The organism is Ruegeria sp. AH12, from assembly GCF_056541465.1.
Genome location: NZ_JBQFYL010000006.1, coordinates 153,557 through 175,605, shown reverse-complemented (window position 1 = coordinate 175,605; position 22,049 = coordinate 153,557). Strand labels below are relative to the sequence as shown.

Sequence of the window (22,049 nt, the reverse complement as noted above, 5' to 3'; positions counted from 1 at the left end):
GACCCGCATTGCGCGACAAAATGAAACTGCCGATACCAAGACGATCGCTCTGGCTGACCCATGCGGGGATGCTGGCCGAGCAGGTTTTGCGCGCTTTCTGGCCGTTTTTCTCGATTTTGATGGCAGTTCTGGCTGCTTTGATGCTGGGACTTCAGGATCAAGTGCGCGTTGAATTTGTCTGGGCCGCAGGTGCAGTCAGCCTGATCGCGCTGAGCGTGGCTGCGGCTGTTGGGATTCGGCGATTCCATCGGCCGACGCGCTCTGAGGCGCTTGTCCGCTTGGACGAGGCATTGCCCGGACGCCCTATTCAGGCGTTGATCGATGATCAGGCCATCGGGGCGACGGATGCGGATTCAGTTGCTTTGTGGCAGGCGCACAAGGCGCGGATGGCGCAGCGCGTCTCTCAGGCTGAGGCGGTGAAACCTGATCTGCGCCTTGCATCGCGCGATCCATACGCCCTGCGCTATGCCGCGCTATTGGCTTTGGTTGTCGCCATGCTGTTCGGATCGCTTTGGCGCATTGGCTCCGTCGCCGAGATGACGCCGGGAACGGCGGTCGCGGGGCAAGGACCAACCTGGGAGGGCTGGGTTGAGCCACCGCGCTATACCGGCCTGCCAACACTCTATCTTGCCGATCAATCGGGGCCCGCTCTGTCCGTGCCTGCGGGCAGTAGCGTGACCTTGAGGTTTTATGGTGAGGTCGGTGCGCACAGCCTGACCGAAACAAGCTCGGTCACTGGAACCGAAGCTGCCACTGAACCAGAACAGGATTTTGTTGTCACCCAATCGGGGCAATTGCGGATCGAAGGACCCGCAGGCCGGGATTGGGCTGTTGACGTGATTGCAGATGCCCCTCCGACCATTGACGTGGCAGGTCGGGCTGAGGCCGAAGCAGGCGGGCAGATGAAGCTGCCGTTTCAATCCAGTGACGACTATGGCGTTGTCTCTGGCTCTGCCCTTATTGAACTTGATCTGGGCGCCGTAGATCGCCGGTATGGTTTGACCACCGAACCTGAGCCGCGCGAGGTGATCGAGATTGAACTGCCCATGCCCATCACCGGCGACCGGGCTGATTTTACCGAAGACCTGATCGAAGACTTCTCGCAACATCCGTGGGCACATCTGCCGGTGCGGATAACGCTGATGGCGCGCGATGCGGCGGATCAGCAATCGGAATCGCAACCCTATCTCACCGCCTTGCCTGCGCGCCGGTTCTTTGATCCGCTTGCGGCTGCTGTGATCGAACAACGGCGCGATCTGCTTTGGTCGCGCGAAAATGGTGCTCGGGTCGCTCAGGTGTTGCGGGCAGTTTCGCATCAGCCCGAGGGCCTGTTCCGCTCGGATACGGCCTATCTGCGACTGCGCGTGTTATTGCGTCGGTTGGAGACCTTTAATCAATACGGGTTGAAGCAGCCTCAGCAGGAAGAAATCGCGCAAGCCCTGTGGGATCTGGCGGTGCTGATCGAAGACGGCACCCTGGCCGACGCACTTGAGCGGATGCGCCGCGCGCAGGAACGCCTAAGCGAGGCGATGCAAAATGGCGCGAGCGATGAAGAGATTGCAGAGTTGATGCAGGAACTGCGCGAGGCGACGCAGGACTATCTGCAACAGTTGCAGCGTCTGGCGCAACAGAATGGCGAAGATGGTGAACGTCAGTCCGGGCAAAATGGCGAGTCGCTGCAGATGTCGCAGGATGATCTGCAGGCCATGATGGACCGCATTCAAGAACTGATGGAACAGGGCCGCATGGCCGAAGCCCAGCAGGCGCTGGAAGAGTTTCAGCAGATGATGGAAAACATGCGTGTCACCCAAGGTCAGGGTCAAGGTGGCCAGTCCGAGGGGCAACAGGCCATGGAAGGTCTGGCCGAGACACTGCGCGAACAACAAGGTCTGAGCGATCAGGCCTTCCGCGATCTGCAGGAACAATTCAACCCGGGCGGTCAGGCCGGTGAAAGCCAGGGCAACGAAGGCCGCAATGGTGGTCAGGGTCGGGGTCAAAGCCACGAAGGGCAGGGCGGTCAGGGGCAGGATTCGGATCAGGCTGGTGAAGGTCAATCCGGTCAGGGCAGTCTGGCGGATCGTCAACAGGCGCTGCGCGATGAATTGCGGCGCCAGGAACAGGGCCTGCCGGGTGCCGGCACGCAGGAGGGCGAAGCCGCCCGTGATGCGCTGGGCCGTGCGGGGCGGGCCATGGATGAGGCCGAACAGGCCCTACGCGGCGATGATTTGGCCGAGGCGATAGATCGTCAATCCGAGGCGATGGAAGCCCTGCGCGAAGGCATGCGCTCACTTGGTGAGGCGTTGGCCGAGAACCAGCAAAACCAATCCGGTCAAGGCACGCAGGAAGGCGAGGCCCAAGCGAATAACCGTGATCCACTGGGCCGAAACCCCGGTGCTGCGGGGTCGATCTCGACGGATGACAATCTTTTGCAAGGCGAAGATGTTTACCGCCGCGCGCGTGAGCTGCTGGATGAAATCCGCCGCCGGACTGGAGAAACCGACCGGCCTACGATTGAGTTGGAATACCTGAAACGGCTGCTGGAACGGTTCTGAGGCCGTTAGTTCTGTGACGCGCCTGATCCGGCCTGCGCCTCAAGCCAGATACGCGCCTGATCGATCAGCGATACGTAGGGTTTCAGCACTGGATCGGCCTGTGGGACGACTTCGCTGATTTGCTGCGCATTGCCGTAGATCAGATACAGGATCACCGCGATGATCAGAACCAATGCAAACCCGCGTACAAAGCCACCGGATTTGCGTGCTGGTTGAGCGGCATCCGGGTCTTCGGCCAACATGCTGGAGTTGATGGTCTCAACATCCGGCAACGCCTCTTTCTGACCGGCATCTTGGGATGTTTCTGATGCGGTTGGCGTTTTGGGTTCGACTTTCGGAATTGGTGCGACATCCAATGCGAGATCAGGCTGCGTTTCAAGGCTACTGCCTTCCTGCGCCCTGAGTTCGGATTCTCGTGCGGCCTCTTCCTGAAGAATATTGGCAACTGAGGGGTCGATATTTCCGGAAGTCTTCGTTTCAGCCGTGGCCACTTCCGTCTCTTGGTTGGAAAAGGCTTCCTCGACCGGTGACCTGTCACTGCCTGTGTCGTCTTCTTCCTCAGGTGTCGACGTCTCAAGCTCAGACAGCTTGGCTTTCAGTTCGGTGGTTTCCACCCCAGCTGTTTCATCGGCGGGATGTTTCGCCTGAAACCATGTCTGATCACAGGCGGAACATTGCACATCGCGACCTTCTTCGGGGATGACCTCGTCTGGCACCTCGTATTGGGCACTGCAATTCGGACATGTAAGACGCATGCTGCCTCCCCGGCCGGCAATTCGGCGGATAATAGTTTTTTCAGGCATATTATTCCGTTAAGACCCAACAGCAAAGCGCGATTTCGGTTTCAGGGTCCAAGTGTCACCAATTGGACTCGGTACAGGCATTGAAACCACATTCGCGCTCGGGCAAGAAGAGCAGCATAATAAAGGGGACACGTGTGATCGAGCTGGAGAATGTCAGCTACACCTATGGTGGCGGCGAATTGCTGAGCGACGTCTCGGTGCAATTGCAGCCGGGCTCGTTTCATTTTCTGACGGGTCCATCCGGGGCGGGCAAAACCACTTTTCTAAAGCTGTGCTATGGCGCGTTGTTGCCAACGTCGGGGCGTCTGAGCGCCTTTGAGCAGGATGTTTCAGCCTTAGACCGTGATGAGATGGCGTTGCTGCGCCGCCGGATCGGTGTTGTACATCAGGATTGTCAGTTCCTTGATCACATGACGCTGGCAGAAAACGTGGCCTTGCCGTTGATGGTTTCGGGCCGCGCCGAGGCCGAGGAACAAAGCAATCTGTCAGAATTGCTGGGATGGGTCGGGTTAGGTTCGCGGCTTGAAGCACATCCGCCCGAATTGTCTGGAGGTGAACGCCAACGTGCCGCACTGGCGCGTGCCCTGATCCTGTCACCCGATGTCGTATTGGCGGACGAACCCACCGGAAACGTGGATTGGGAGATGTCGCAGCGTCTGCTGCGCTTGCTGGTTGAGTTGAACAAAATGGGCAAAACCGTCCTGATCGCTACCCATGATCTAAGCCTGATCCGCGCCGCAAAAAGCCAGGTCCAGGCCCGCGTGCTGCGTATTTCACAGCGCCGGTTGCAGCTGGCGGGAGCAGATCTATGAGCAAAGGTGACATCCGAAACCTGCTGCGCCGCGACAGCCGCGCCGATCGGGTGGTGCCACCCACCGGTTATACCGCTCATCTGACGTTGTTTGTTTCTGGCGCGATGGCCTTTCTGACGGTTTTTGCGTTGGCCTTGTCTCTGGCCTCGGGCCGGATCGCGGATCGCTGGGCCTCGGAACTGGCCGGGGCGGCAACGTTGCGGATCAACGCCCCTGCTGAACAACTGGCTGCGCAGACCGAGGCCGCTCTGACCGTTCTGAACCAGACACCGGGTGTGGCATCAGCCCGTGCATTGACTGCGGATGAGCAAGCGGCGTTGCTTTCGCCCTGGTTCGGGCGGGACCTGCCGTTGGACACACTGCCCATCCCGCAGCTGATCGAGATTGTCGAAGGCGAGCCTGGGCTGGATGTTGCTGGCTTGCGCCTGCGCCTGGGGGCCGAAGTGCCGGGTGCCGTGCTGGACGACCACACGCGATGGCGCGAACCTTTGGTGGACGCGGCCGTCTCACTGCGACGGCTTGGGTGGATTTCGATCCTGCTGATCGGAGGCGCAACAGCTGCGATGATCACGTTAGCGGCCAATGCCTCGCTGGCGGCGAATGCGCAGATCATCGAGGTGTTGCGTCAGGTCGGTGCGCGCGACCGGTTCATCGCGGGCGCCTTTGTGCGTCGGTTCACCTATCGTGCACTGTTCGGTGCGGCGGTGGGCACGCTGCTGGGCATGATCGGCGTTTTGCTATTGCCGGAAGCCTCGGATGCCGGAGGGTTCTTGTCCGGCGTCGGATTTCAGGGGAGGGATTGGACGCTGCCGGTGGTGATCCCAATTCTGGGTGCCGTTGTCGCTTTCTTTGCGACCTGGACCGCTGCGCGCCGCAAGTTGAAGGAGCTTTCCTGATGTCCATGGCTGTTCAATGGGTCCGCTCGTTGGTCTTTATGTTCGTGATCTACCTTTGGATGCTGATCCTTGGCATCGTGTTTTTGCCCTATGCGATTTTTGCAAAACGGGGGGCATCAAGGGCCTGCAAAACCTATGCGCGCAGCACATTGTGGATGGCGCGCTGGATGGTGGGTATTCGCAGCGAAGTACGCGGTACACCGCCAACAGGCGAGGTAGTGATTGGTGCCAAGCATCAATCCTTTCTTGATATCATCATGATCTTCAACGCTATCCCGCATGGCAAGTTCATCATGAAACGAGAGCTGTTGTGGACCCCGATCATCGGCATGTATGCGCGCCGTCTGGGCTGTATTCCCGTGAACCGGGGCAAGAAGGGCGCCGCCGTGGCCAAAATGGTCAAGGACGTCGCTAAAGAATTCACCGAACCCGGCCAGCTGGTCATCTATCCGCAAGGTACCCGCGTCGCGCCAGGGGCGAAGAAACCTTACAAAGTAGGCACTGCTGTTTTGTACGAGGGGTTGGGTTTTCCCTGTGTCCCTGTGGCGACAAATGCAGGCGTGTTCTGGCCGCGTACAGGTCTCATGCGCAAGCCCGGCCTTGCGATTGTTGACTTCCTTGAACCCATTGAACCCGGCGTAGAACGCGAAGAGTTTCTGGAACGTCTAGAAAACGTAATCGAAACACGTTCTGACGCGCTGATGCAAGAAGTGGGGTTTGATCCGGATGCAGTTCATTGACGATCTGAGCACGTTAGAAGGGCTCTACGGCACACCGGGCGCGCCATCTTTGCGTAAGGTGGTGCGACAGCTTACGCCACTTTATCGTAAGTGGATTATGGCGTCCCGACTATGCGTTCTGAGTACGGTTGGTCCGGAAGGCGTGGATGGCAGCCCGCGCGGTGACGATGGCCCGGTGGTTCTGGAACTGGATCCCGCTACGCTGGCCCTGCCGGATTGGCGAGGAAACAACCGCTTGGATTCGCTGCGCAATATCGTGCGCGACCCGCGCGTGTCGTTGATGTTTTTTGTGCCGGGTGCGAATAATGTGGTTCGTTTGAACGGATCGGCACGGCTGACGGCTGATGAAGATTTGCGCGCGCGGTTCGAAAAGCACGGCAAACGCCCAGCGACAGTTATTGTGATTGACATCCAGGAAATCTACACCCAATGCGCCCGTGCGCTGATGCGGGCTAAAACCTGGTCAGGCGATGATGAATCCCGAGGTCTGCCAACGGTGGGAGAGATCCTTGCCGAAGCGTCGGACGGTGAGGAGGGCGGCGCACGCTATGACCAGGAATGGGCTCCGCGCGCCGCCAAAACGATGTGGTAGGCATAGCGATCAAACCGCCGCCGCCCCAATTTTTTCAACCTTCGAGATCCAGCGCTCGACGCTGCCGGCTTTTGGATAGCTGGCACCTGCGAAGTAAGTGAACTTCGTTGGTTTGAAACCGACAAACCCCAATATCTGATCACGCACCTGACGGATGAGCGCTTGGCGATAGATCAGGCGCATGAACCAGCCTGGCGTGTCCGAGGTCAGGATTACGCGCGCAGTGCGCCCGGTCAGCATTGGGGCTGGAAAACCGAGTTTCGTCGTGTTGCGCGTGTCGAACGTGCGACCTGGGATGAACATCCGGTCGATCAGCCCTTTCAGTTTCGCGGGCAATCCACCCCACCACATAGGCGCAGTGAGGACCAGATGATTGCTCCACTCGAAATCCTGCAGAACCTGTTCCAGTTCGGGTTCGAGGGGTTTGAAATCGTGATAATTGCCCTGACCGAAATCCAGATCAAACTGAAGATCGCTTAGGTGAACGACGCGCACGTCATGACCGTTCTGGCGTGCCGCATCGCCATATGTCTGCGCAAAGGTGCGCGACAGGCTGTTTTCACCGGGGTGCCCGTCCAGGATCAGAATTTTCTTCGGGTGCATTGGGATTCTCCTAAAAGTGACCGTGGTCATCTTATAGAACCAAAAAATGACCACGGTCAATAATAAATTTGACCGTGGTCAAAAAATATGCAATCTGGGCTCATGCAAAAGACAGTTCAGAAACGCACACTGAAAACCCGCGCCCGCCTGATGGCGGTGTCGGAAGAGCTGGTTCAGAAAAACGGGTACGAGGCCCTGCGGGTCGAAGAGGTGGTGCAACTGGCTGGCGTCGCCAAAGGCACGTTCTTTGCCCATTTCCGCGACAAAGATGCGTTGATGGAGATCATGATCGCGGACAAGTTGAATGCCTGTCTGGATCAGGCTGACGACGGGCCAAAGCCCGGTACCGTCGCCGAGATCATCACCGCCCTTGAACCGGTTCATAGTTTCATGACGTCCGAGCGGTATGTCTTCGATCTTTTGATCCGATATTCTGGGGCCGCCGCCATCGCGGAGATCGGGCCCATCGCGTATTGCTTTGAGCGGTATTTTCGAGTGGTGATGATGTGGCTTGATGCCGCCGAGATGCGCAAGGATGTGCCATCAGAGCTATTGGCCGAGGGCGTGCAGGCTTTTGCGATTCAGGCTATGTCTCTGAGATTCTGCGCGCTGCATTCTGCGACGACATTTACCGACAGACTGGAAACCTATCTGCAGGCGTGGCTGACCCCAGCGCGCTGATCGCGGCCGGGGTCATGAGCGTTAGCTGTGGATTGGTCCGTCACCGCAGGCCAGTGCCGCCTCGCGCACGGCTTCGGAATAGGTCGGGTGGGCGTGGCAGGTCAGGGCGAGGTCCTCTGCGGAGGCACCAAACTCCATCGCCACGCAGACCTCATGGATCAGATCACCGGCCGCCGGGCCGATAATATGTGCACCCAGGATACGGTCGGTGTCCTTGTCGGCCAGAATCTTGACGAACCCATCGGCGGCAAAGTTCGCCTTGGCGCGACCGTTGCCCATGAACATGAACTTGCCAACCTTGTAGGCACGGCCCTGTTCTTTCAGCGTCTCTTCGGTCTCGCCAACATTGGCAACTTCGGGCCAGGTGTAGATCACACCCGGAATGACGCCATAGTTGACATGACCATGCTTGCCCGCGACCTGTTCGGCTGCGGCCATGCCCTCATCCTCGGCCTTATGCGCGAGCATTGGGCCTTCGGTCACGTCGCCGATGGCATAAATACCGGGTACATTGGTCTGCCAGTCGGCACCGACCTTTATCTGACCACGCGGTGTCATTTCGACGCCCAGAGCATCCAGCCCCAGACCGTCTGAGAACGGCTTGCGACCGGTGGCAACCAGTACGGCGTCTGCGTCGATCACATGTTCGCTGTCATCCTTACGCAGTTTGTACGTGACTTTGGCTTTTGTCTTAGTGGCTTCGGTTTTCTGAACTGCGGCCCCCATCACGAATTTCAGACCCTGCTTCTTCAGGATACGTTGGAATGTTTTCTGCACCTCAGGGTCCATGCCCGGAGTGATTACATCGAGGAATTCGATCACCGTGACCTCAGCCCCCAAGCGCTGATAGACCGAGCCCAGTTCCAGGCCGATTACGCCCGCCCCGATCACGACCATTTTCTTGGGGATTTTGCCCAACGACAGCGCACCGGTCGAGGTCACAACAACCTTTTCATCCACTTCGACGCCAGGCAGTGAAGCCGGTTCCGAGCCCGAAGCGATAATGATATTCTTGGCTTCGTGCAATTCGTCACCCACCTTGACCTGGCCTGCAGCCGGGATCGAGCCCCAGCCTTTCAGCCAGTCGATCTTGTTCTTCTTAAACAGGAACTCGATGCCCTTGGTATTGCCTTCAATTGTCTCTTCTTTGTAGGCCTGCATCTGCTTCCAATCGACCGAAGGGCTTTTGCCCTTCAGACCCATTTTGGCGAAGTTATGTTCGGCCTCGTGCAATTGATGACTGGCATGCAATAGCGCCTTGGATGGGATGCAGCCTACGTTCAGGCAGGTGCCGCCCAGCGTCTCACGTCCTTCGACCACGGCGGTTTTCAGGCCCAACTGGGCGCAGCGGATGGCGCAGACATAGCCGCCGGGGCCTGCTCCGATTACGATGACGTCATAGTTTGCCATGAGGGGTCTCCTTGAGAAGTCGGGCTGTCACAGGGTTTGGGCCTATGAACAATTTGTACAACAGCGGGGTCACAATAACACCGCCAAAAGCATGAGGGTTGTGGCCAGAAATCCGACCAACCAGATCAGTGTGCGCCAGGGTCTGAGGCCATAGTAATATGCTGGCACATACAGGACGCGCGCAGCCAGATAGATGTACGCGCAGGTGGTCGTGAAGCCACCGGATGACCCGCTGAGTGTGGCGACGACACAGGCGATAGCAAACAGGATCAGCCCTTCGAAGTGATTGTTCAACGCGCGGTACAGACGCGCAGTTGTTTTGGAAAGCTGATCTTCCAACCCGCCGCCCAAGCGGCTTCGGTCGCGGGCAGACGTAGTCTTGCCGGGTCCGAGTTCCAGATTCGCGGGGACTGCCATCACCACATACTGAACAACCTGCAAAAGTGCGGCCAATGTCAGGGCTGTGAGTTCAGGGGTCACGCTTGAGAAACTTTTGTTGTGTGGCCCGACGTCGTCGCGCCCGGGCCATACTTGGGGTCTATGTCCAGCGGCAGTCGCATTCAAACGGGTGTCAGTATCTTAACCTGAATATGGGCCACGCCGCCGCGTTCGTGATGCATGGCCAGTTCTTCGGACTCGATGAAATTCTGCGCACGCTCCAGATCAGTGACTTCAAACAAGGCCACTGCGTGATCTTTCAGATTGGGGTCACGCCAGATGTGGAGGTCGCGGATACCCGCGGCCTCTCTCATCTTTTGATCCTCGCGGAACACCTTAAGCCAGACATCGAAATCTGCGACATCGGCCTGCCAGAGAATATGCGTTGCCATAGCTACAGGTCCATCAGCAGGCGGCGCGGGTCTTCCAGAGCCTCTTTGACGCGGACCAAGAAGGTTACCGCGCCTTTGCCGTCGACGATCCGATGGTCATAGGACAGCGCCAGATACATCATCGGGCGGATCACCACCTGACCGTTGATCGCCATCGGACGGTCCTGAATCTTGTGCATGCCAAGGATGCCCGATTGCGGCGGGTTCAGGATCGGCGAGGACATCAGTGAGCCGTAGACACCGCCGTTCGAGATGGTGAAGGTGCCACCTTGCATCTCTTCCATGCTCAGCTTGCCGTCACGGGCGCGTTTGCCTTTTTCGGCAATCGCTTTTTCGATCGCGGCAAAGGACATGCTGTCGGCATCGCGGATGACTGGAACCACCAGTCCTGTCGGTGTACCGGCGGCTACACCCATATGGACGAAGTTCTTGTAGACGATGTCGGTACCGTCGATCTCGGCATTCACTTCGGGCACTTCTTTCAGCGCGTGGCAGCAGGCCTTGGTGAAGAAGGACATAAAGCCCAAACGCACACCGTGCTTCTTCTCGAACTGGTCCTTGTACTGGCTACGCAGGGCCATCACCTCGGTCATGTCGACCTCGTTATAGGTGGTCAGCATCGCTGCGGTGTTCTGGCTGTCTTTCAGGCGCTTTGCGATGGTCTGACGCAAGCGGGTCATTTTGACCCGTTCCTCGCGCGCAGCGTCGCTGGCCGCAACCGGCGCACGTGGGGCCGGAGCAGGCGCTGCCGCAGGTGCGGGGGCCGGGGTAGCAGCGGTTGCAACAGCACGCGCCACATCGTCTTTCATAATCCGGCCATCACGACCGGTCCCAGTGACCTGATCAGCGGACAGGCCAGCCTCGGCCATGGCTTTTTCAGCAGAGGGGGCATTCGCCACGTCTTTGCCGGTGCTGGCTGCTGCAGGGGCGGTCGCTGCTGCGGCAACCGCCGGAGCCGCACCAGCCGCTGCACCCGATATCACCGCCAGTTTCGCCGAGGCATCTACAGTTGTACCTTCGGGGGCCACAATCTCTGCCAGAACGCCCGCTGCGGGGGCAGGCACCTCGACCGAGACTTTATCGGTTTCCAACTCGCATAGCATTTCGTCCTGCGCGACGCTGTCGCCAACCTGTTTGAACCAGGTCGACACGGTTGCCTCGGTCACGGACTCGCCCAGTGTTGGCACCATCACGTCGACACTGCCCGCCGAAGCCGCGGGCGATGCTGCAGGGGCAGGCGCTGCGGCCGCGGGGGCAGCCGCAGTGCTGTCACCGTCTGCGATGGTGGCCAGCAACGCATCGACGCCAACCGTCTGGCCTTCGGCAGCAACGATCTCACCCATCACACCGGCGGCGGGGGCGGGGACTTCGACGGTGACCTTGTCTGTTTCAAGCTCACACAGCATTTCATCCACTGCGACCGCATCGCCCGGTTTCTTAAACCATGTCGCAACTGTGGCTTCGGTTACTGACTCGCCAAGCGTGGGAACACGAACTTCAATCGTCATCGTTTACTTTCCTTCAATGCTCAGCGCTTCGTTCACCAGCGCTTGTTGTTGGGTTTTGTGTTGGCTGGCCAGACCCGTCGCAGGCGAAGCCGATGTGGCGCGGCCGACATAGAGTGGCCGTGTGTGTTTTGCTTTGATGCGGGACAGGACCCATTCGATGTTGGGCTCGATAAAGGTCCAGGCACCCTGATTTTTGGGTTCTTCCTGACACCAGATCATTTCAGCGCCTTTGAAACGCTCAAGCTCATTGATCAGAGAATGCGCAGGGAACGGATAGAATTGTTCAATTCGCATCAGGTAGACATCGTCGATGCCACGTGCGTCACGTTCTTCCAGCAGGTCATAATAAACCTTGCCGGAACACATCACGACCCGCTTGATCTTGTCGTCCTTGACCAACTTCGTATCCGAATTGCCATGCTGCGCATCGTCCCACAAGACGCGATGGAAGCTGGAGCCGGTGGTGAATTCCTCAGCCGTGCTGACAGCCAGCTTGTGGCGCAGCAGCGACTTGGGTGTCACCAGGATCAGCGGCTTACGGAAGGTCCGGTGTAGCTGCCGACGCAGGATGTGGAAATAGTTCGCAGGCGTCGTGCAATTTGCCACGATCCAGTTGTCCTGGCCGCACATCTGCAGGAACCGTTCCAGTCGCGCCGAGCTGTGTTCCGGGCCCTGACCTTCAAAGCCGTGCGGAAGCAAACAAACTAAACCAGACATGCGCAACCATTTGCTCTCGCCCGAGCTGATGAACTGGTCGAACATGATCTGCGCACCATTGGCGAAATCGCCGAACTGCGCCTCCCAGAGGGTCAACGCGTTGGGTTCGGCCAGTGAATAGCCATATTCAAAACCCAGAACCGCGTATTCCGACAACATCGAATCGATCACTTCGTACTGCGACTGACCCGCGCGAATGTTGTTGAGCGGATAGTAACGCTCTTCATTCTCCTGATTGATGAATCCAGAATGGCGCTGACTGAAGGTCCCGCGCGTGGCATCCTGACCCGACAGACGCACGGGATAGCCTTCGGTCAGCAATGAGCCAAAGGCCAGAGCTTCTCCAGTCGCCCAGTCGAAACCTTTGCCGGTCTCAAACATTTGTTTCTTGTGTTCGAGCAGACGGCCAACGGTTTTGTGCATCGCAAACCCATCCGGTGTGCGCGAGAGTGCAGCACCGATCTCGGCCAAAGTATCCGGCGAAATGGCGGTTTCACCGCGCATGTATTCGTCTTTGTTTTTGTCCAGATGCGACCACCGCCCGTCCAGCCAATCGGCCTTGTTGGGTTTATAGTCCTTTCCGGCTTCGAACTCGTCGTTGAGGCGGGCCTGAAAGGCGGTTTTCATATCCTCGATCTCGCCTTCGGGGATCAGCCCGTCCTTGACCAGACGTTCCGTGTACAGCGATAGCGTCGTCTTATGCGTCTTAATCTTCTTGTACATGATCGGGTTGGTGAACATGGGCTCATCGCCCTCGTTGTGACCAAACCGTCGATAGCAGAAGATGTCGATCACCACGTCTTTGTGGAACTTCTGGCGGAATTCGGTTGCCACTTTGGCAGCGTGTACAACCGCTTCGGGATCGTCGCCGTTCACGTGGAAGATCGGAGCTTCGACCATCAGCGCGATATCTGTGGGATAGGGGCTGGAGCGCGAGAAGTGCGGTGCGGTGGTGAAACCGATCTGGTTGTTCACCACGATATGCATGGTGCCGCCGGTCTTGTGCCCGCGCAAACCGGACAGGCCGAACCCTTCGGCGACCACACCCTGACCAGCAAAGGCCGCATCGCCGTGCAGCAGAATGCCCATCACCTTGGTCCGGTCGGTATCGTTCAGTTGATCCTGCTTGGCGCGGACCTTGCCCAGAACAACCGGGTTCACGGCCTCAAGGTGGCTGGGGTTGGCAGTCAGCGACAGGTGCACGCTGTTGCCGTCAAACTCACGGTCGCTGGAGGCGCCGAGGTGGTACTTCACATCGCCCGAGCCATCCACGTCTTCGGGCTTGAAGCTGCCGCCCTGAAACTCGTTGAAAATCGCGCGGTAGGGTTTGCCCATCACATTGGCGAGAATGTTCAGACGCCCACGGTGCGGCATGCCGATGACGATGTCCTGAACACCCAAGGCTCCGCCGCGCTTGATGATCTGCTCCATCGCGGGGATCAGGCTTTCGCCCCCGTCCAGACCAAAGCGCTTGGTGCCCATGTATTTGACATGCAGGAATTTCTCGAACCCTTCGGCCTCGACCATCTTGTTCAGGATCGCCTTGCGGCCTTCCTTGGTAAACTGGATTTCCTTGCCATAGCCTTCGATGCGTTCTTTCAGCCAGGCGGCTTCTTCCGGGTTCGAGATATGCATGTATTGCAGCGCGAAAGTGCCGCAATAGGTGCGTTTCACGATCTCGACGATCTGGCGCATGCTGGCCATCTGCAGGCCCAGAACATTGTCGATAAAGATCGGGCGATCCATGTCGGCATCGGTGAAGCCATATGTTTTCGGGTCCAGCTCCGGATGGGTGCTGGCCGCCCGCATGCCCAGCGGGTCGAGATCAGCCGCCAAATGGCCCCGGATCCGATAGGCCCGGATCAGCATGAGGGCGCGCAGGCTGTCCAACACGGCGCGCTTGATCTGGTCTTCGCTGACCTGAACACCGGTGTCGGCTGCCTTTTCCTGAATCTTCTTGCCGGCGGCCTTGGCATCAATCTCGGCCCACTCACCTGTCAACGCGCCCGTCAGATCATCTGTCGGCATAGGCGGCCAGTCGGTGCGTGCCCAGGATGGTCCTTCGGCCTCTTTCTGAACATCCGGTGTGGCGTCACCCATCTGCCGAAAGAACTCGACCCATGCCGCATCTATCGCGTTGGGGTCTTTTGTGTACTGGGCATAAAGCTGCTCCAGATACTCGGCATTATGCCCCTGCATGAAGCTAGAGGCATGAAAGGCAGTGTTGGGCGTATGTTCGGTCATTGGGCTACCTCATATGGGTTGGGACCGTATTGGTTGGTGCCTGGTTGGCTGGGGCGGGACAGCCACCACAGCACCAGGAGGGGCGACACAAACAGGATCAGCAGTGTCGGAATGACAATCAGCAGCGTGGCGCGGGTGAACAGGATGTCCAGATTGCCGCCATGCTGGAAACTGGAGGCGAGCCCGATGCCGAAGAACAGGGTCGCAAAGGCCCCGAGGATCAGCAGGATTGGCAGCAAAGCGTAGAGGCCACTGCGCCCGGTATCATGCATCCGCCGCCAAGCGACGGCGAGATGGGGGAAGAAGACGATCAGGCTGACGATGCTTTGCACCGGTTGGGAGGACGTAGCTGCGACGGATTTGGATGTTTCGGTTTCGGTCACCGCAACTTGGGTGAAGAACTGCGCATCGATGATCCCGGCAATGACGCTCCAGATCACGATGAACAGGAAAAAGAACCAGTATTCGGGCCGCGAGGCGCGACCTGAAAAGGTGAAGAATTTCGAGAAGCAGGTGCGGATGGCGTCGGAGAAGGTCATATCTAGTCACTCACCCAAGTATTCCACCACACGAAAAAGAAACGACAATACCGTTCTGCTTGCCTCGATTGGCGTTGAAAACAGCTCGGTCGCTGCCAACCAACCCGCAAACATAACCAACCCGTTTTATGATCATATCTTTGGTGGAGCCTTTATTTGCTCGAAACCGAAAATGGTACTTTTTGCTTGCGGACAAATTAAGCTCGGAAAACCCTTTTTCTTTGGCGATGTGGTGCGTTTCGCAGGTCTCATCCCGGAGGAATTGCCCTCCGTTGGTCCAGCCGATAAGAACACTACACTCTTTTGCTTCGGCGGGCCCTGATGCAGAGAATGCAAATAGTATCGCCAAGAGCAGAGTATATAGATATATCAAATACGAGAAGGGCGGGCGCTTCTCGCCCACCCTCGGGCCGGGCGCTGCCCTACAAGCATATGCCCGGTCTTTGGTCACTTACCCAATCGCTTCCAGCACAGCCTCACCCAGCTGTGCCGGGCTTTCGGCCACGACGATACCGGCCGAGCGCATGGCTTCGATCTTGTCCTCGGCACCGCCTTTGCCTCCAGCGACAATCGCGCCCGCGTGGCCCATGCGGCGGCCCGGAGGGGCTGTGCGGCCTGCGATGAAACCCGCCGTGGGTTTTTTGCGGCCTTTCTTGGCCTCATCCGCCAGGAATTGCGCGGCTTCTTCTTCGGCCGAGCCACCGATTTCGCCAATCATGATGATCGACTTGGTTTCGTCGTCAGCCAGGAACCATTCCAGTACGTCGATATGCTCGGTGCCTTTGATCGGGTCGCCGCCGATGCCCACACAGGTGGACTGGCCGAGGCCCACATCGGTGGTCTGCTTGACGGCCTCATAGGTCAGCGTTCCCGAGCGGGATACTACGCCGACCGAACCGCGCTTGTGGATGTGGCCGGGCATGATGCCGATCTTGCAGGCGTCGGGCGTGATGACACCGGGGCAGTTCGGGCCGATCAGGCGCGACTTGCTGCCTTCCAGCGCGCGCTTCACCTTCATCATGTCCAGAACCGGGATGCCTTCGGTGATGCAGACGATCACTTCCATCTCGGCATCAATCGCTTCAAGGATCGAGTCAGCCGCGAAAGGCGGCGGCACATAAATCACCGAGGCGTTGGCTTCGGTTACGTGCTTGGCCTCGTGGACCGAGTTGAACACGGGCAGGCCCAGATGCTCCATCCCGCCTTTGCCGGGCGTTACACCGCCGACCATCTTGGTGCCATAAGCGATGGCCTGTTCGCTGTGGAATGTGCCCTGCGAGCCGGTAAAGCCCTGACAGATCACTTTGGTATTTTCGTCGATGAGGACTGCCATTTTTTGGAGTCTCCTATTTCAGTTTCTCTGCGGCGACGGAAAAGAAGCCCGTCGCCTTATCGAATTTTTGAATGCGCCAGCCATGGTTTGCGCGCTGCGCGGGCAACCAAGGATCAGCAGCGCCATATCCTTGTCCGGGAACACCATTGACTACGATCACATCGACCCAACCATCGAACTCCGAAACCGCACGCTCAAGGTGGTTCGCACGCTTTTTGTGTCCGGGTAGGTTTTCCCAATCGGTCGTGCCGGGTGTCGCCCGTGTCCAAAGATCAAGGCGCGGAGGTGCAGGGGCCCATTGAACTTCGGATTTCCAGAGCGTGATGCAGACTCCATCATCTTTCGCGGCGCTCCAATCCTGGCGAGGATTGGGCACGTCGTAACCGAGTGAATTGAAGGCTTCTACATATTGCATCAAGTTCTCCGGGGCTCCGCCCGTTCGCGCCTCAAACGCTCCACCGGAGCGTTTGCCGGGACTAATGCCCCGGATCGGCGTTCACCCCTTAACCGCCTTCACGATCTTCTCGGCACCGTCTTTCAGGTTGTCCGCCGCGATCACGTCCAGGCCAGAGGTGTTGATGATCTCTTTGCCCTTCTCGACATTCGTGCCTTCCAGACGCACGACCAGCGGAACCTGCAGGCCGACCTCTTTCACCGCGGCGACAACGCCCTCGGCGATGACGTCACAGCGCATGATGCCGCCGAAGATGTTGACCAGAATGCCTTTGACGTTCGGGTCCGAGGTGATGATCTTGAACGCTTCGGTCACTTTCTCTTTGGTCGCACCGCCTCCCACGTCAAGGAAGTTGGCAGGCTCAGCTCCATAGAGCTTGATGATATCCATCGTCGCCATCGCCAGACCGGCACCGTTGACCATGCATCCGATCTCACCATCCAGCGCGATGTAGTTCAGGTCGTATTTGCTGGCTTCCAGTTCCTTGGGGTCTTCCTCGGTCGTATCGCGCAGCTCGGCGATATCCGGGTGGCGGTAGACCGCGTTACCGTCGAAACCGACTTTGGCGTCCAGCACTTTCAGGTCGCCGCTGTCCGACACGATCAAGGGGTTGATCTCCAGCATCTCCATATCCTTCTCGACGAAGGCGTTATAAAGCTGGTTCATCAGTTTGACGCATTGCTTGACCTGCGCGCCTTCCAGACCCAGCGAGAAAGCAATTCGGCGGCCATGATAGGCCTGATAGCCAGTGGCCGGGTCGACCGAGAAGGACAGGATTTTCTCAGGGGTGGCGGCGGCCACTTCCTCGATATCCATGCCGCCTTCGGTCGAGCAGACAAACGAAATGCGGCTGGTCTGACGATCCACCAGCAGGGCCAGGTACAATTCGCGTTCGATGCCTGAGCCGGCCTCAATATAGATGCGGTTGACCTGCTTGCCTGCGGGGCCGGTTTGGTGCGTCACCAGCGTGCGACCCAGCATCTTCTTGGCCTCTTCGGCGGCTTCTTCGACCGATTTGGTCAGACGGACGCCGCCTTTTTCACCGGCATCCGCTTCTTTGAAGCTGCCTTTGCCGCGTCCACCTGCGTGGATCTGTGCTTTGACAACCCAAAGGGGGCCATCCAGTTCACCGGCTGCGGTTTTGGCTTCCTCGGCGCGCAAAACCGCGCGACCGTCGGAGACCGGAGCGCCATAGCTGCGAAGAAGCGCTTTGGCTTGGTATTCGTGAATATTCATCGAAACTGTCCCGTCTGACTACGATTAAACCGTTATAGGGGTGTCTAGCCGGCAAGTTTAAAGGGTTTTTTGACAGCAAAGAGGTTTTTCACGAAGATTTTCACTATTTGTGATCACGCTTTTTTGGCGTGTGATCACAAATTGACAGGCCCTTGGTTTTGATTCGAATCCCACAATGCACATGCGGAAAACATATTCAAAAAAGGGGGTTTGCGACGGTTGCGCAAACATCTGCAACATGGCGGACGGGCCTGGCACAAAAAAACCGGCCCGCACGGGGGCCGGTTCTTGGAAGCTTTCAGTAAGCCTATGCCAGCGAACTGTCGATGCCTTTGCATGCATCGATCAGGCCCTTCACGGCGTTGACCGAATTGTCGAAACCAGCCTGCTCGTCTTCGTTGAGCTTGATGTCGACGATACGCTCAACACCACCGGCACCGATCACGGTTGGAACGCCGACATAAAGCCCGTCAACACCCAGCTCACCATTGCAGTAGGCGGCACAAGGCAGAACGCGCTTCTGGTCTTTCAGGTAGGCTTCGGCCATTTCGATTGCCGAAGTAGCCGGTGCGTAATATGCCGAACCGGTTTTCAGCAAACCAACGATTTCAGCGCCACCGTCACGGGTACGCTGAACAATAGCGTCCAGCTTCTCTTGTGTTGTCCAACCCATCTGAACCAGATCAGGCAGCGGGATACCGGCAACGGTCGAATACCGTACCGAAGGTACCATGGTGTCGCCATGGCCGCCCAGAACGAAGGCGGTGACGTCGCGCATTGAGACGTTGAATTCTTCCGACAGGAAATGCGCGAAACGCGCCGAATCCAGCACGCCCGCCATGCCGCAGACTTTGTTGTGCGGCAGGCCCGAGAATTCGCGTAGGGCCCAGACCATCGCGTCCAGCGGGTTGGTGATGCAGATCACGAACGCGTCGGGTGCATGATTGGCGATACCTTCACCGACCGACTTCATCACTTTGAGGTTGATGCCCAGAAGGTCATCGCGGCTCATGCCCGGCTTGCGGGCGACACCAGCGGTGACGATGCAGACGTCCGCGCCTGCGATATCGGCATAGTCGCTGCTGCCGGACATCGACGCGTCAAACCCTTCGGACGGGCCGGATTCGGCGATGTCGAGCGCTTTGCCTTGGGGCAGCCCGTCAGCGATGTCAAACAGGACTACGTCACCCAGTTCTTTGACAGCTGCAAGATGCGCAAGCGTGCCGCCGATGTTCCCCGCGCCGATCAGCGCAATCTTGGGTCTGGCCATTTGGAATATCTCCGGTCGGTTTTGAAATCGCGGTTGTGCTAGTCCTTTAAACGCCGCAACGCAAGGCCTGTGCGGCGCGGCATGCAACCGCATACCGTTTGCCTTGCCCTTGGTGGTTGCGCTAAACGGCTAGTGAGACAAGCCAATTCGCAGGCTGCCACATGTTCGAATTGAATTTGATGTTTTTTGCCGTGGCGATCCCTGCGGTCATCTTCGCGGGTATTTCCAAGGGCGGGTTCGGGTCGGGCGTGGCCTTCGCGTCTTCATCGATTCTAGCCATCATCCTGAGCCCGGGTCAGGCGCTGGCGCTGATGCTGCCGATCCTGATGATCATCGACCTGGCGACGTTGAAACCCTACTGGAAGCGCTGGGATTGGCCAAGTGCACGCCTGCTAATACTGGGGGCAATACCCGGCGTGATATTGGGAACGGTTCTGTATCGCGCGACCAATGACGATGTCTTACGCCTTTTGATAGGTGCGATTTCGATCGGGTTTGTGATCTGGCATGTGGCGCGTGCAAAGGGCTGGATTGGCGGTTTCACGAGGCAGTTGCCGCCATCGGCAGGTTTGTTCGCCGGATTGGTGGCGGGCTTCACAAGCTTTGTCAGCCACGCTGGCGGCCCGCCCGCCGCCGTTTATCTGTTATCACAGCGCCTAACAAAGACCCAGTTTCAGGCCTCGACCGTACTGGTCTTTTGGGTCGTCAACATCGTGAAGTTTGTACCTTACGCCTATCTGGGCCTTTTCACATGGCACACCGCTTGGGCGAACCTTCTGCTGTCGCCTTTCGCACTTTTAGGTGCATGGCTTGGGGTTCGGGCGCATTTCATGCTGTCCGAACAGGTGTTTTTCAGGATTACCTATGTTCTGCTGACGCTGACCGGCTGCAAACTCATCTGGGATGCTTTGGCTTAGGCATTTGGCGGCAAGGCTTCGGCCAAAGTCTCATAGGACTGTCCCGAGGCGACAAGGCAGGTTGCGCCATCCGGCAGCGTGACGGTAATGGTCCAGCTACCTGTTTCATCAGAGGCGAACAATTCCATCACCGCGCCCTGGCCAGCAATCCCGATCCCTTTACGTGTTTCGCCATACCCTTCCGACAGGCGTTTGATTATGTCTGCGCGCGGGGCGCAGTTGCGGCTCTGCGCGTTCACGTGCTGTGCGGTCAGCACCATAATCCCCAGCCCGATCGTCATGTTCAAAAATGATTTCTTCATCTCTGGCCCCTTCTGTCTGATCTGAGGACCAGCTTGCGAACAAGGGCGGGAGATTTGGTTAAACCAAAGTGCGTTGCGTCACGAATAGGCGCTTATGCTGCGATGCGGCAAATTTGACCTTGAAGTTTCTCTTAAAAAATGCCCCATTCCGCGCAACATTATTGCTCAGGGAGAGGTCAATGGACCCGCGTCAACGCCCGTATCGTTCGGTTTTGTATATTCCAGCCTCGAGAGAGCGGGCGCTGGACAAGGCACGCACTCTGCCCGTGGATGCGATTATCTTCGATCTTGAAGACGCGGTAGCCGCTGACGAAAAACCCAACGCACGCGAAACGCTGAAGGCGGCGTTGGCTGCCGGTGGCTATGGCGCGCGGGTCAAGATCGTTCGGATCAACGGGTTGGACACCGAATGGGGCCGTGCGGATGCTGAGGCCTTGAGCGATATGGACGCGGATGTGGTGCTGCTACCAAAAGTGAACTCCGCCGCGGATGTGGATGCCCTGGGCGCCATCACCGGTGATCTGCCGATCTGGGCGATGATGGAAACGCCACGCGGTATGCTAAACGCAGCCGAGATTGCCGCCCATCCCCTGATGACCGGGTTTGTGATGGGTACCAACGATCTGGCCAAAGAGCTTCAGACCCGTTTCCGCCCTGATCGTCTGCCGTTGATGACCTCGCTGGGCCTATGTCTGCTGGCTGCAAAGGCCGAAGGCCTGATTATCGTGGACGGGGTCTATAACGCGTTCAAAGATACCGAAGGTCTGGCCGTCGAATGCACGCAAGGCCGGGATATGGGCTTTGACGGGAAGACCCTGATCCATCCGGCGCAGGTTGAAGTGACCAACGCCGCCTTTGCCCCGTCTGAGGCCGAGATTGACCTGGCGCGCCGCCAGATCGCCGCCTTTGAAGAGACCGAGGCGCAGGGGCAGGGCGTCGCCGTTGTTGATGGCAGGATTGTTGAGAACCTGCATGTTGTAACTGCCCGCGAAATTCTGGCAAAAGCAGAGGCGATTTCAGCTTTGCAAGCGGGGTAAGCCAGCATGGGCTTTGTTCTTCTGATTTTGGGCGTGGCACTATGGTGGGCCGCGCATCTTTTCAAACGCGTGGTGCCCGAACAGCGGGCAGCAATGGGCGATGCAGGCAAAGGCGTGGTGGCGCTGGCGCTGGTTGCCTCGATTCTGCTGATGATCTTCGGCTACCGCATGACCGATTTCATCTATGTCTGGGCGCCACCGACCTTCCTGATCCACGTCAACAACCTGCTGGTTCTGATCGCGATCTTTATGATGAGCCCGGCTGGCCAGAAAGGCCGTCTGCTGAACAAGATGCGCCATCCGATGCTGGGAGGGTTCAAGCTTTGGGCGTTTGCGCATCTGCTGGTGAATGGCGATCTGGCCTCGATTGTCTTGTTCGGCGGTCTTTTGGCCTGGGCCGTCGTTGAAGTCATTGTGATCAACAAATCCGAACCTGATTGGACGCCGGGTGAACCCGGTACATACGGCAAGGATGCGATGTTCTTTGTTGCCTCAATCGTTTTGCTTGGCATCATCGGATATATCCACGGGTTGGTCGGCCCATCCCCATTTGGTGGATAGGGGGAACCAGTA

General features: G+C 58.1%; 23 protein-coding genes. 10 read left to right on the top strand and 13 right to left on the bottom strand.

Features of this window, described 5'->3' with window-relative positions; all coding sequences use genetic code 11:
* The first annotated feature begins 20 nt into the window (after positions 1 to 20).
* Positions 21 to 2,552 carry a TIGR02302 family protein gene (locus tag ACR0EL_RS12115; protein ID WP_480500153.1) on the top strand — a complete coding sequence of 844 codons (2,532 nt, stop codon included), beginning with the start codon at positions 21 to 23 and terminating at the stop codon, positions 2,550 to 2,552.
* Positions 2,553 to 2,557: 5 nt separating this feature from the next.
* Here ACR0EL_RS12115 and ACR0EL_RS12110 read toward each other — a convergent pair whose 3' ends face one another.
* Positions 2,558 to 3,307 carry a zinc-ribbon domain-containing protein gene (locus tag ACR0EL_RS12110; protein WP_480500130.1) on the bottom strand — a complete coding sequence of 250 codons (750 nt, stop codon included), beginning with the start codon at positions 3,305 to 3,307 and terminating at the stop codon, positions 2,558 to 2,560.
* Positions 3,308 to 3,489: 182 nt separating this feature from the next.
* Here ACR0EL_RS12110 and ACR0EL_RS12105 point away from each other — a divergent pair, with 182 nt between their 5' ends.
* The 4 genes from ACR0EL_RS12105 to ACR0EL_RS12090 are packed head-to-tail and all read left to right on the top strand — an operon-like array spanning position 3,490 to position 6,395.
* Entirely contained in the window at positions 3,490 to 4,167 is a 678-nt protein-coding gene (locus tag ACR0EL_RS12105) for a cell division ATP-binding protein FtsE (protein WP_170535793.1), read from the top strand.
* Positions 4,164 to 5,063, top strand: coding sequence for a cell division protein FtsX (locus tag ACR0EL_RS12100; protein WP_480500129.1), 900 nt, complete (start codon positions 4,164 to 4,166; stop codon positions 5,061 to 5,063). The genes ACR0EL_RS12105 and ACR0EL_RS12100 overlap by 4 nt, the downstream gene beginning before the upstream one ends.
* Positions 5,063 to 5,803 carry a lysophospholipid acyltransferase family protein gene (locus ACR0EL_RS12095; protein ID WP_480500127.1) on the top strand — a complete coding sequence of 247 codons (741 nt, stop codon included), beginning with the start codon at positions 5,063 to 5,065 and terminating at the stop codon, positions 5,801 to 5,803. The genes ACR0EL_RS12100 and ACR0EL_RS12095 overlap by 1 nt, the downstream gene beginning before the upstream one ends.
* Positions 5,790 to 6,395 carry a pyridoxamine 5'-phosphate oxidase family protein gene (locus ACR0EL_RS12090; protein WP_480500126.1) on the top strand — a complete coding sequence of 202 codons (606 nt, stop codon included), beginning with the start codon at positions 5,790 to 5,792 and terminating at the stop codon, positions 6,393 to 6,395. The genes ACR0EL_RS12095 and ACR0EL_RS12090 overlap by 14 nt, the downstream gene beginning before the upstream one ends.
* 9 nt (positions 6,396 to 6,404) lie before the next feature.
* Here ACR0EL_RS12090 and ACR0EL_RS12085 read toward each other — a convergent pair whose 3' ends face one another.
* The gene (locus tag ACR0EL_RS12085; protein ID WP_353012031.1) at positions 6,405 to 6,998 is read right to left on the bottom strand and encodes an NAD(P)H-dependent oxidoreductase; all 594 of its coding nucleotides are present in this window, start codon (positions 6,996 to 6,998) and stop codon (positions 6,405 to 6,407) included.
* A gap of 102 nt (positions 6,999 to 7,100) precedes the next feature.
* Between ACR0EL_RS12085 and ACR0EL_RS12080 the strand changes: the two genes are divergently transcribed.
* Positions 7,101 to 7,679, top strand: a complete 579-nt coding sequence (locus ACR0EL_RS12080) for a TetR/AcrR family transcriptional regulator (RefSeq protein ID WP_480500125.1) — start codon at positions 7,101 to 7,103, stop codon at positions 7,677 to 7,679.
* Positions 7,680 to 7,700: 21 nt separating this feature from the next.
* On the opposite strand, the gene lpdA is transcribed toward ACR0EL_RS12080, so the two are convergent.
* The 6 genes from lpdA to ACR0EL_RS12050 all read right to left on the bottom strand — a co-directional run bounded on the left by lpdA (position 7,701) and on the right by ACR0EL_RS12050 (position 14,927).
* Positions 7,701 to 9,089, bottom strand: a complete 1,389-nt coding sequence (gene lpdA / locus ACR0EL_RS12075) for a dihydrolipoyl dehydrogenase (RefSeq protein ID WP_480500123.1) — start codon at positions 9,087 to 9,089, stop codon at positions 7,701 to 7,703.
* A 69-nt stretch (positions 9,090 to 9,158) separates the two neighbouring features.
* The gene (locus ACR0EL_RS12070) at positions 9,159 to 9,569 is read right to left on the bottom strand and encodes an MAPEG family protein (protein WP_480500122.1); all 411 of its coding nucleotides are present in this window, start codon (positions 9,567 to 9,569) and stop codon (positions 9,159 to 9,161) included.
* Between the two features lie 80 nt (positions 9,570 to 9,649).
* Entirely contained in the window at positions 9,650 to 9,919 is a 270-nt protein-coding gene (locus tag ACR0EL_RS12065) for a hypothetical protein (RefSeq protein ID WP_170535808.1), read from the bottom strand.
* Positions 9,920 to 9,921: 2 nt separating this feature from the next.
* Positions 9,922 to 11,427, bottom strand: a complete 1,506-nt coding sequence (gene odhB, locus ACR0EL_RS12060; RefSeq protein ID WP_480500121.1) for a 2-oxoglutarate dehydrogenase complex dihydrolipoyllysine-residue succinyltransferase — start codon at positions 11,425 to 11,427, stop codon at positions 9,922 to 9,924.
* Positions 11,428 to 11,430: 3 nt separating this feature from the next.
* Positions 11,431 to 14,388, bottom strand: coding sequence for a 2-oxoglutarate dehydrogenase E1 component (locus ACR0EL_RS12055; protein ID WP_480500119.1), 2,958 nt, complete (start codon positions 14,386 to 14,388; stop codon positions 11,431 to 11,433).
* The gene (locus tag ACR0EL_RS12050; RefSeq protein WP_480500118.1) at positions 14,385 to 14,927 is read right to left on the bottom strand and encodes a DUF805 domain-containing protein; all 543 of its coding nucleotides are present in this window, start codon (positions 14,925 to 14,927) and stop codon (positions 14,385 to 14,387) included. The genes ACR0EL_RS12055 and ACR0EL_RS12050 overlap by 4 nt, the downstream gene beginning before the upstream one ends.
* Here ACR0EL_RS12050 and ACR0EL_RS12045 point away from each other — a divergent pair.
* Positions 14,908 to 15,249, top strand: coding sequence for a hypothetical protein (locus ACR0EL_RS12045; protein WP_480500117.1), 342 nt, complete (start codon positions 14,908 to 14,910; stop codon positions 15,247 to 15,249). The genes ACR0EL_RS12050 and ACR0EL_RS12045 overlap by 20 nt on opposite strands.
* A 129-nt stretch (positions 15,250 to 15,378) precedes the next feature.
* Here ACR0EL_RS12045 and sucD read toward each other — a convergent pair whose 3' ends face one another.
* From sucD to mdh, 4 genes are all read right to left on the bottom strand, one after another.
* Complete coding sequence (gene sucD / locus ACR0EL_RS12040) at positions 15,379 to 16,260, bottom strand: succinate--CoA ligase subunit alpha (RefSeq protein WP_480500116.1); 882 nt, start codon at positions 16,258 to 16,260, stop codon at positions 15,379 to 15,381.
* A 13-nt stretch (positions 16,261 to 16,273) separates the two neighbouring features.
* Complete coding sequence (locus ACR0EL_RS12035; RefSeq protein ID WP_480500115.1) at positions 16,274 to 16,675, bottom strand: hypothetical protein; 402 nt, start codon at positions 16,673 to 16,675, stop codon at positions 16,274 to 16,276.
* Between the two features lie 81 nt (positions 16,676 to 16,756).
* Positions 16,757 to 17,950: an ADP-forming succinate--CoA ligase subunit beta gene (sucC, locus tag ACR0EL_RS12030; RefSeq protein WP_480500114.1), complete on the bottom strand. Its 1,194-nt coding sequence runs from the start codon at positions 17,948 to 17,950 to the stop codon at positions 16,757 to 16,759.
* A 307-nt stretch (positions 17,951 to 18,257) separates the two neighbouring features.
* Positions 18,258 to 19,220 carry a malate dehydrogenase gene (mdh, locus tag ACR0EL_RS12025; RefSeq protein WP_480500113.1) on the bottom strand — a complete coding sequence of 321 codons (963 nt, stop codon included), beginning with the start codon at positions 19,218 to 19,220 and terminating at the stop codon, positions 18,258 to 18,260.
* Positions 19,221 to 19,381: 161 nt separating this feature from the next.
* Here mdh and ACR0EL_RS12020 point away from each other — a divergent pair, with 161 nt between their 5' ends.
* Positions 19,382 to 20,137: a sulfite exporter TauE/SafE family protein gene (locus ACR0EL_RS12020; protein WP_480500111.1), complete on the top strand. Its 756-nt coding sequence runs from the start codon at positions 19,382 to 19,384 to the stop codon at positions 20,135 to 20,137.
* On the opposite strand, the gene ACR0EL_RS12015 is transcribed toward ACR0EL_RS12020, so the two are convergent.
* Entirely contained in the window at positions 20,134 to 20,439 is a 306-nt protein-coding gene (locus tag ACR0EL_RS12015) for a hypothetical protein (protein ID WP_480500110.1), read from the bottom strand. The genes ACR0EL_RS12020 and ACR0EL_RS12015 overlap by 4 nt on opposite strands.
* 179 nt (positions 20,440 to 20,618) lie before the next feature.
* On the opposite strand from ACR0EL_RS12015, the gene ACR0EL_RS12010 reads away from it, so the two are divergent.
* Positions 20,619 to 21,476 carry an HpcH/HpaI aldolase/citrate lyase family protein gene (locus ACR0EL_RS12010; protein ID WP_480500109.1) on the top strand — a complete coding sequence of 286 codons (858 nt, stop codon included), beginning with the start codon at positions 20,619 to 20,621 and terminating at the stop codon, positions 21,474 to 21,476.
* 6 nt (positions 21,477 to 21,482) lie between these two features.
* Positions 21,483 to 22,037, top strand: coding sequence for an NnrU family protein (locus tag ACR0EL_RS12005; RefSeq protein ID WP_353011985.1), 555 nt, complete (start codon positions 21,483 to 21,485; stop codon positions 22,035 to 22,037).
* Positions 22,038 to 22,049 lie beyond the last annotated feature (12 nt).

What these genes read in the sequence shown, in the direction of transcription:
- ACR0EL_RS12095 (WP_480500127.1), top strand. Translation starts at nt 5,063, where the DNA reads ATGTCCATGGCTGTTCAATGGGTCCGCTCGTTGGTCTTTATGTTCGTG.
- ACR0EL_RS12085 (WP_353012031.1), bottom strand. Translation starts at nt 6,998, where the DNA reads ATGCACCCGAAGAAAATTCTGATCCTGGACGGGCACCCCGGTGAAAAC.
- ACR0EL_RS12065 (WP_170535808.1), bottom strand. Translation starts at nt 9,919, where the DNA reads ATGGCAACGCATATTCTCTGGCAGGCCGATGTCGCAGATTTCGATGTC.
- sucD (WP_480500116.1), bottom strand. Translation starts at nt 16,260, where the DNA reads ATGGCAGTCCTCATCGACGAAAATACCAAAGTGATCTGTCAGGGCTTT.
- odhB (WP_480500121.1), bottom strand. Translation starts at nt 11,427, where the DNA reads ATGACGATTGAAGTTCGTGTTCCCACGCTTGGCGAGTCAGTAACCGAA.
- ACR0EL_RS12020 (WP_480500111.1), top strand. Translation starts at nt 19,382, where the DNA reads ATGTTCGAATTGAATTTGATGTTTTTTGCCGTGGCGATCCCTGCGGTC.
- ACR0EL_RS12110 (WP_480500130.1), bottom strand. Translation starts at nt 3,307, where the DNA reads ATGCGTCTTACATGTCCGAATTGCAGTGCCCAATACGAGGTGCCAGAC.
- ACR0EL_RS12015 (WP_480500110.1), bottom strand. Translation starts at nt 20,439, where the DNA reads ATGAAGAAATCATTTTTGAACATGACGATCGGGCTGGGGATTATGGTG.
- mdh (WP_480500113.1), bottom strand. Translation starts at nt 19,220, where the DNA reads ATGGCCAGACCCAAGATTGCGCTGATCGGCGCGGGGAACATCGGCGGC.
- ACR0EL_RS12055 (WP_480500119.1), bottom strand. Translation starts at nt 14,388, where the DNA reads ATGACCGAACATACGCCCAACACTGCCTTTCATGCCTCTAGCTTCATG.
- ACR0EL_RS12010 (WP_480500109.1), top strand. Translation starts at nt 20,619, where the DNA reads ATGGACCCGCGTCAACGCCCGTATCGTTCGGTTTTGTATATTCCAGCC.
- ACR0EL_RS12100 (WP_480500129.1), top strand. Translation starts at nt 4,164, where the DNA reads ATGAGCAAAGGTGACATCCGAAACCTGCTGCGCCGCGACAGCCGCGCC.
- ACR0EL_RS12035 (WP_480500115.1), bottom strand. Translation starts at nt 16,675, where the DNA reads ATGCAATATGTAGAAGCCTTCAATTCACTCGGTTACGACGTGCCCAAT.
- ACR0EL_RS12115 (WP_480500153.1), top strand. Translation starts at nt 21, where the DNA reads ATGAAACTGCCGATACCAAGACGATCGCTCTGGCTGACCCATGCGGGG.
- ACR0EL_RS12045 (WP_480500117.1), top strand. Translation starts at nt 14,908, where the DNA reads ATGGCGTCGGAGAAGGTCATATCTAGTCACTCACCCAAGTATTCCACC.
- ACR0EL_RS12005 (WP_353011985.1), top strand. Translation starts at nt 21,483, where the DNA reads ATGGGCTTTGTTCTTCTGATTTTGGGCGTGGCACTATGGTGGGCCGCG.
- ACR0EL_RS12050 (WP_480500118.1), bottom strand. Translation starts at nt 14,927, where the DNA reads ATGACCTTCTCCGACGCCATCCGCACCTGCTTCTCGAAATTCTTCACC.
- lpdA (WP_480500123.1), bottom strand. Translation starts at nt 9,089, where the DNA reads ATGGCAAACTATGACGTCATCGTAATCGGAGCAGGCCCCGGCGGCTAT.
- sucC (WP_480500114.1), bottom strand. Translation starts at nt 17,950, where the DNA reads ATGAATATTCACGAATACCAAGCCAAAGCGCTTCTTCGCAGCTATGGC.
- ACR0EL_RS12090 (WP_480500126.1), top strand. Translation starts at nt 5,790, where the DNA reads ATGCAGTTCATTGACGATCTGAGCACGTTAGAAGGGCTCTACGGCACA.
- ACR0EL_RS12080 (WP_480500125.1), top strand. Translation starts at nt 7,101, where the DNA reads ATGCAAAAGACAGTTCAGAAACGCACACTGAAAACCCGCGCCCGCCTG.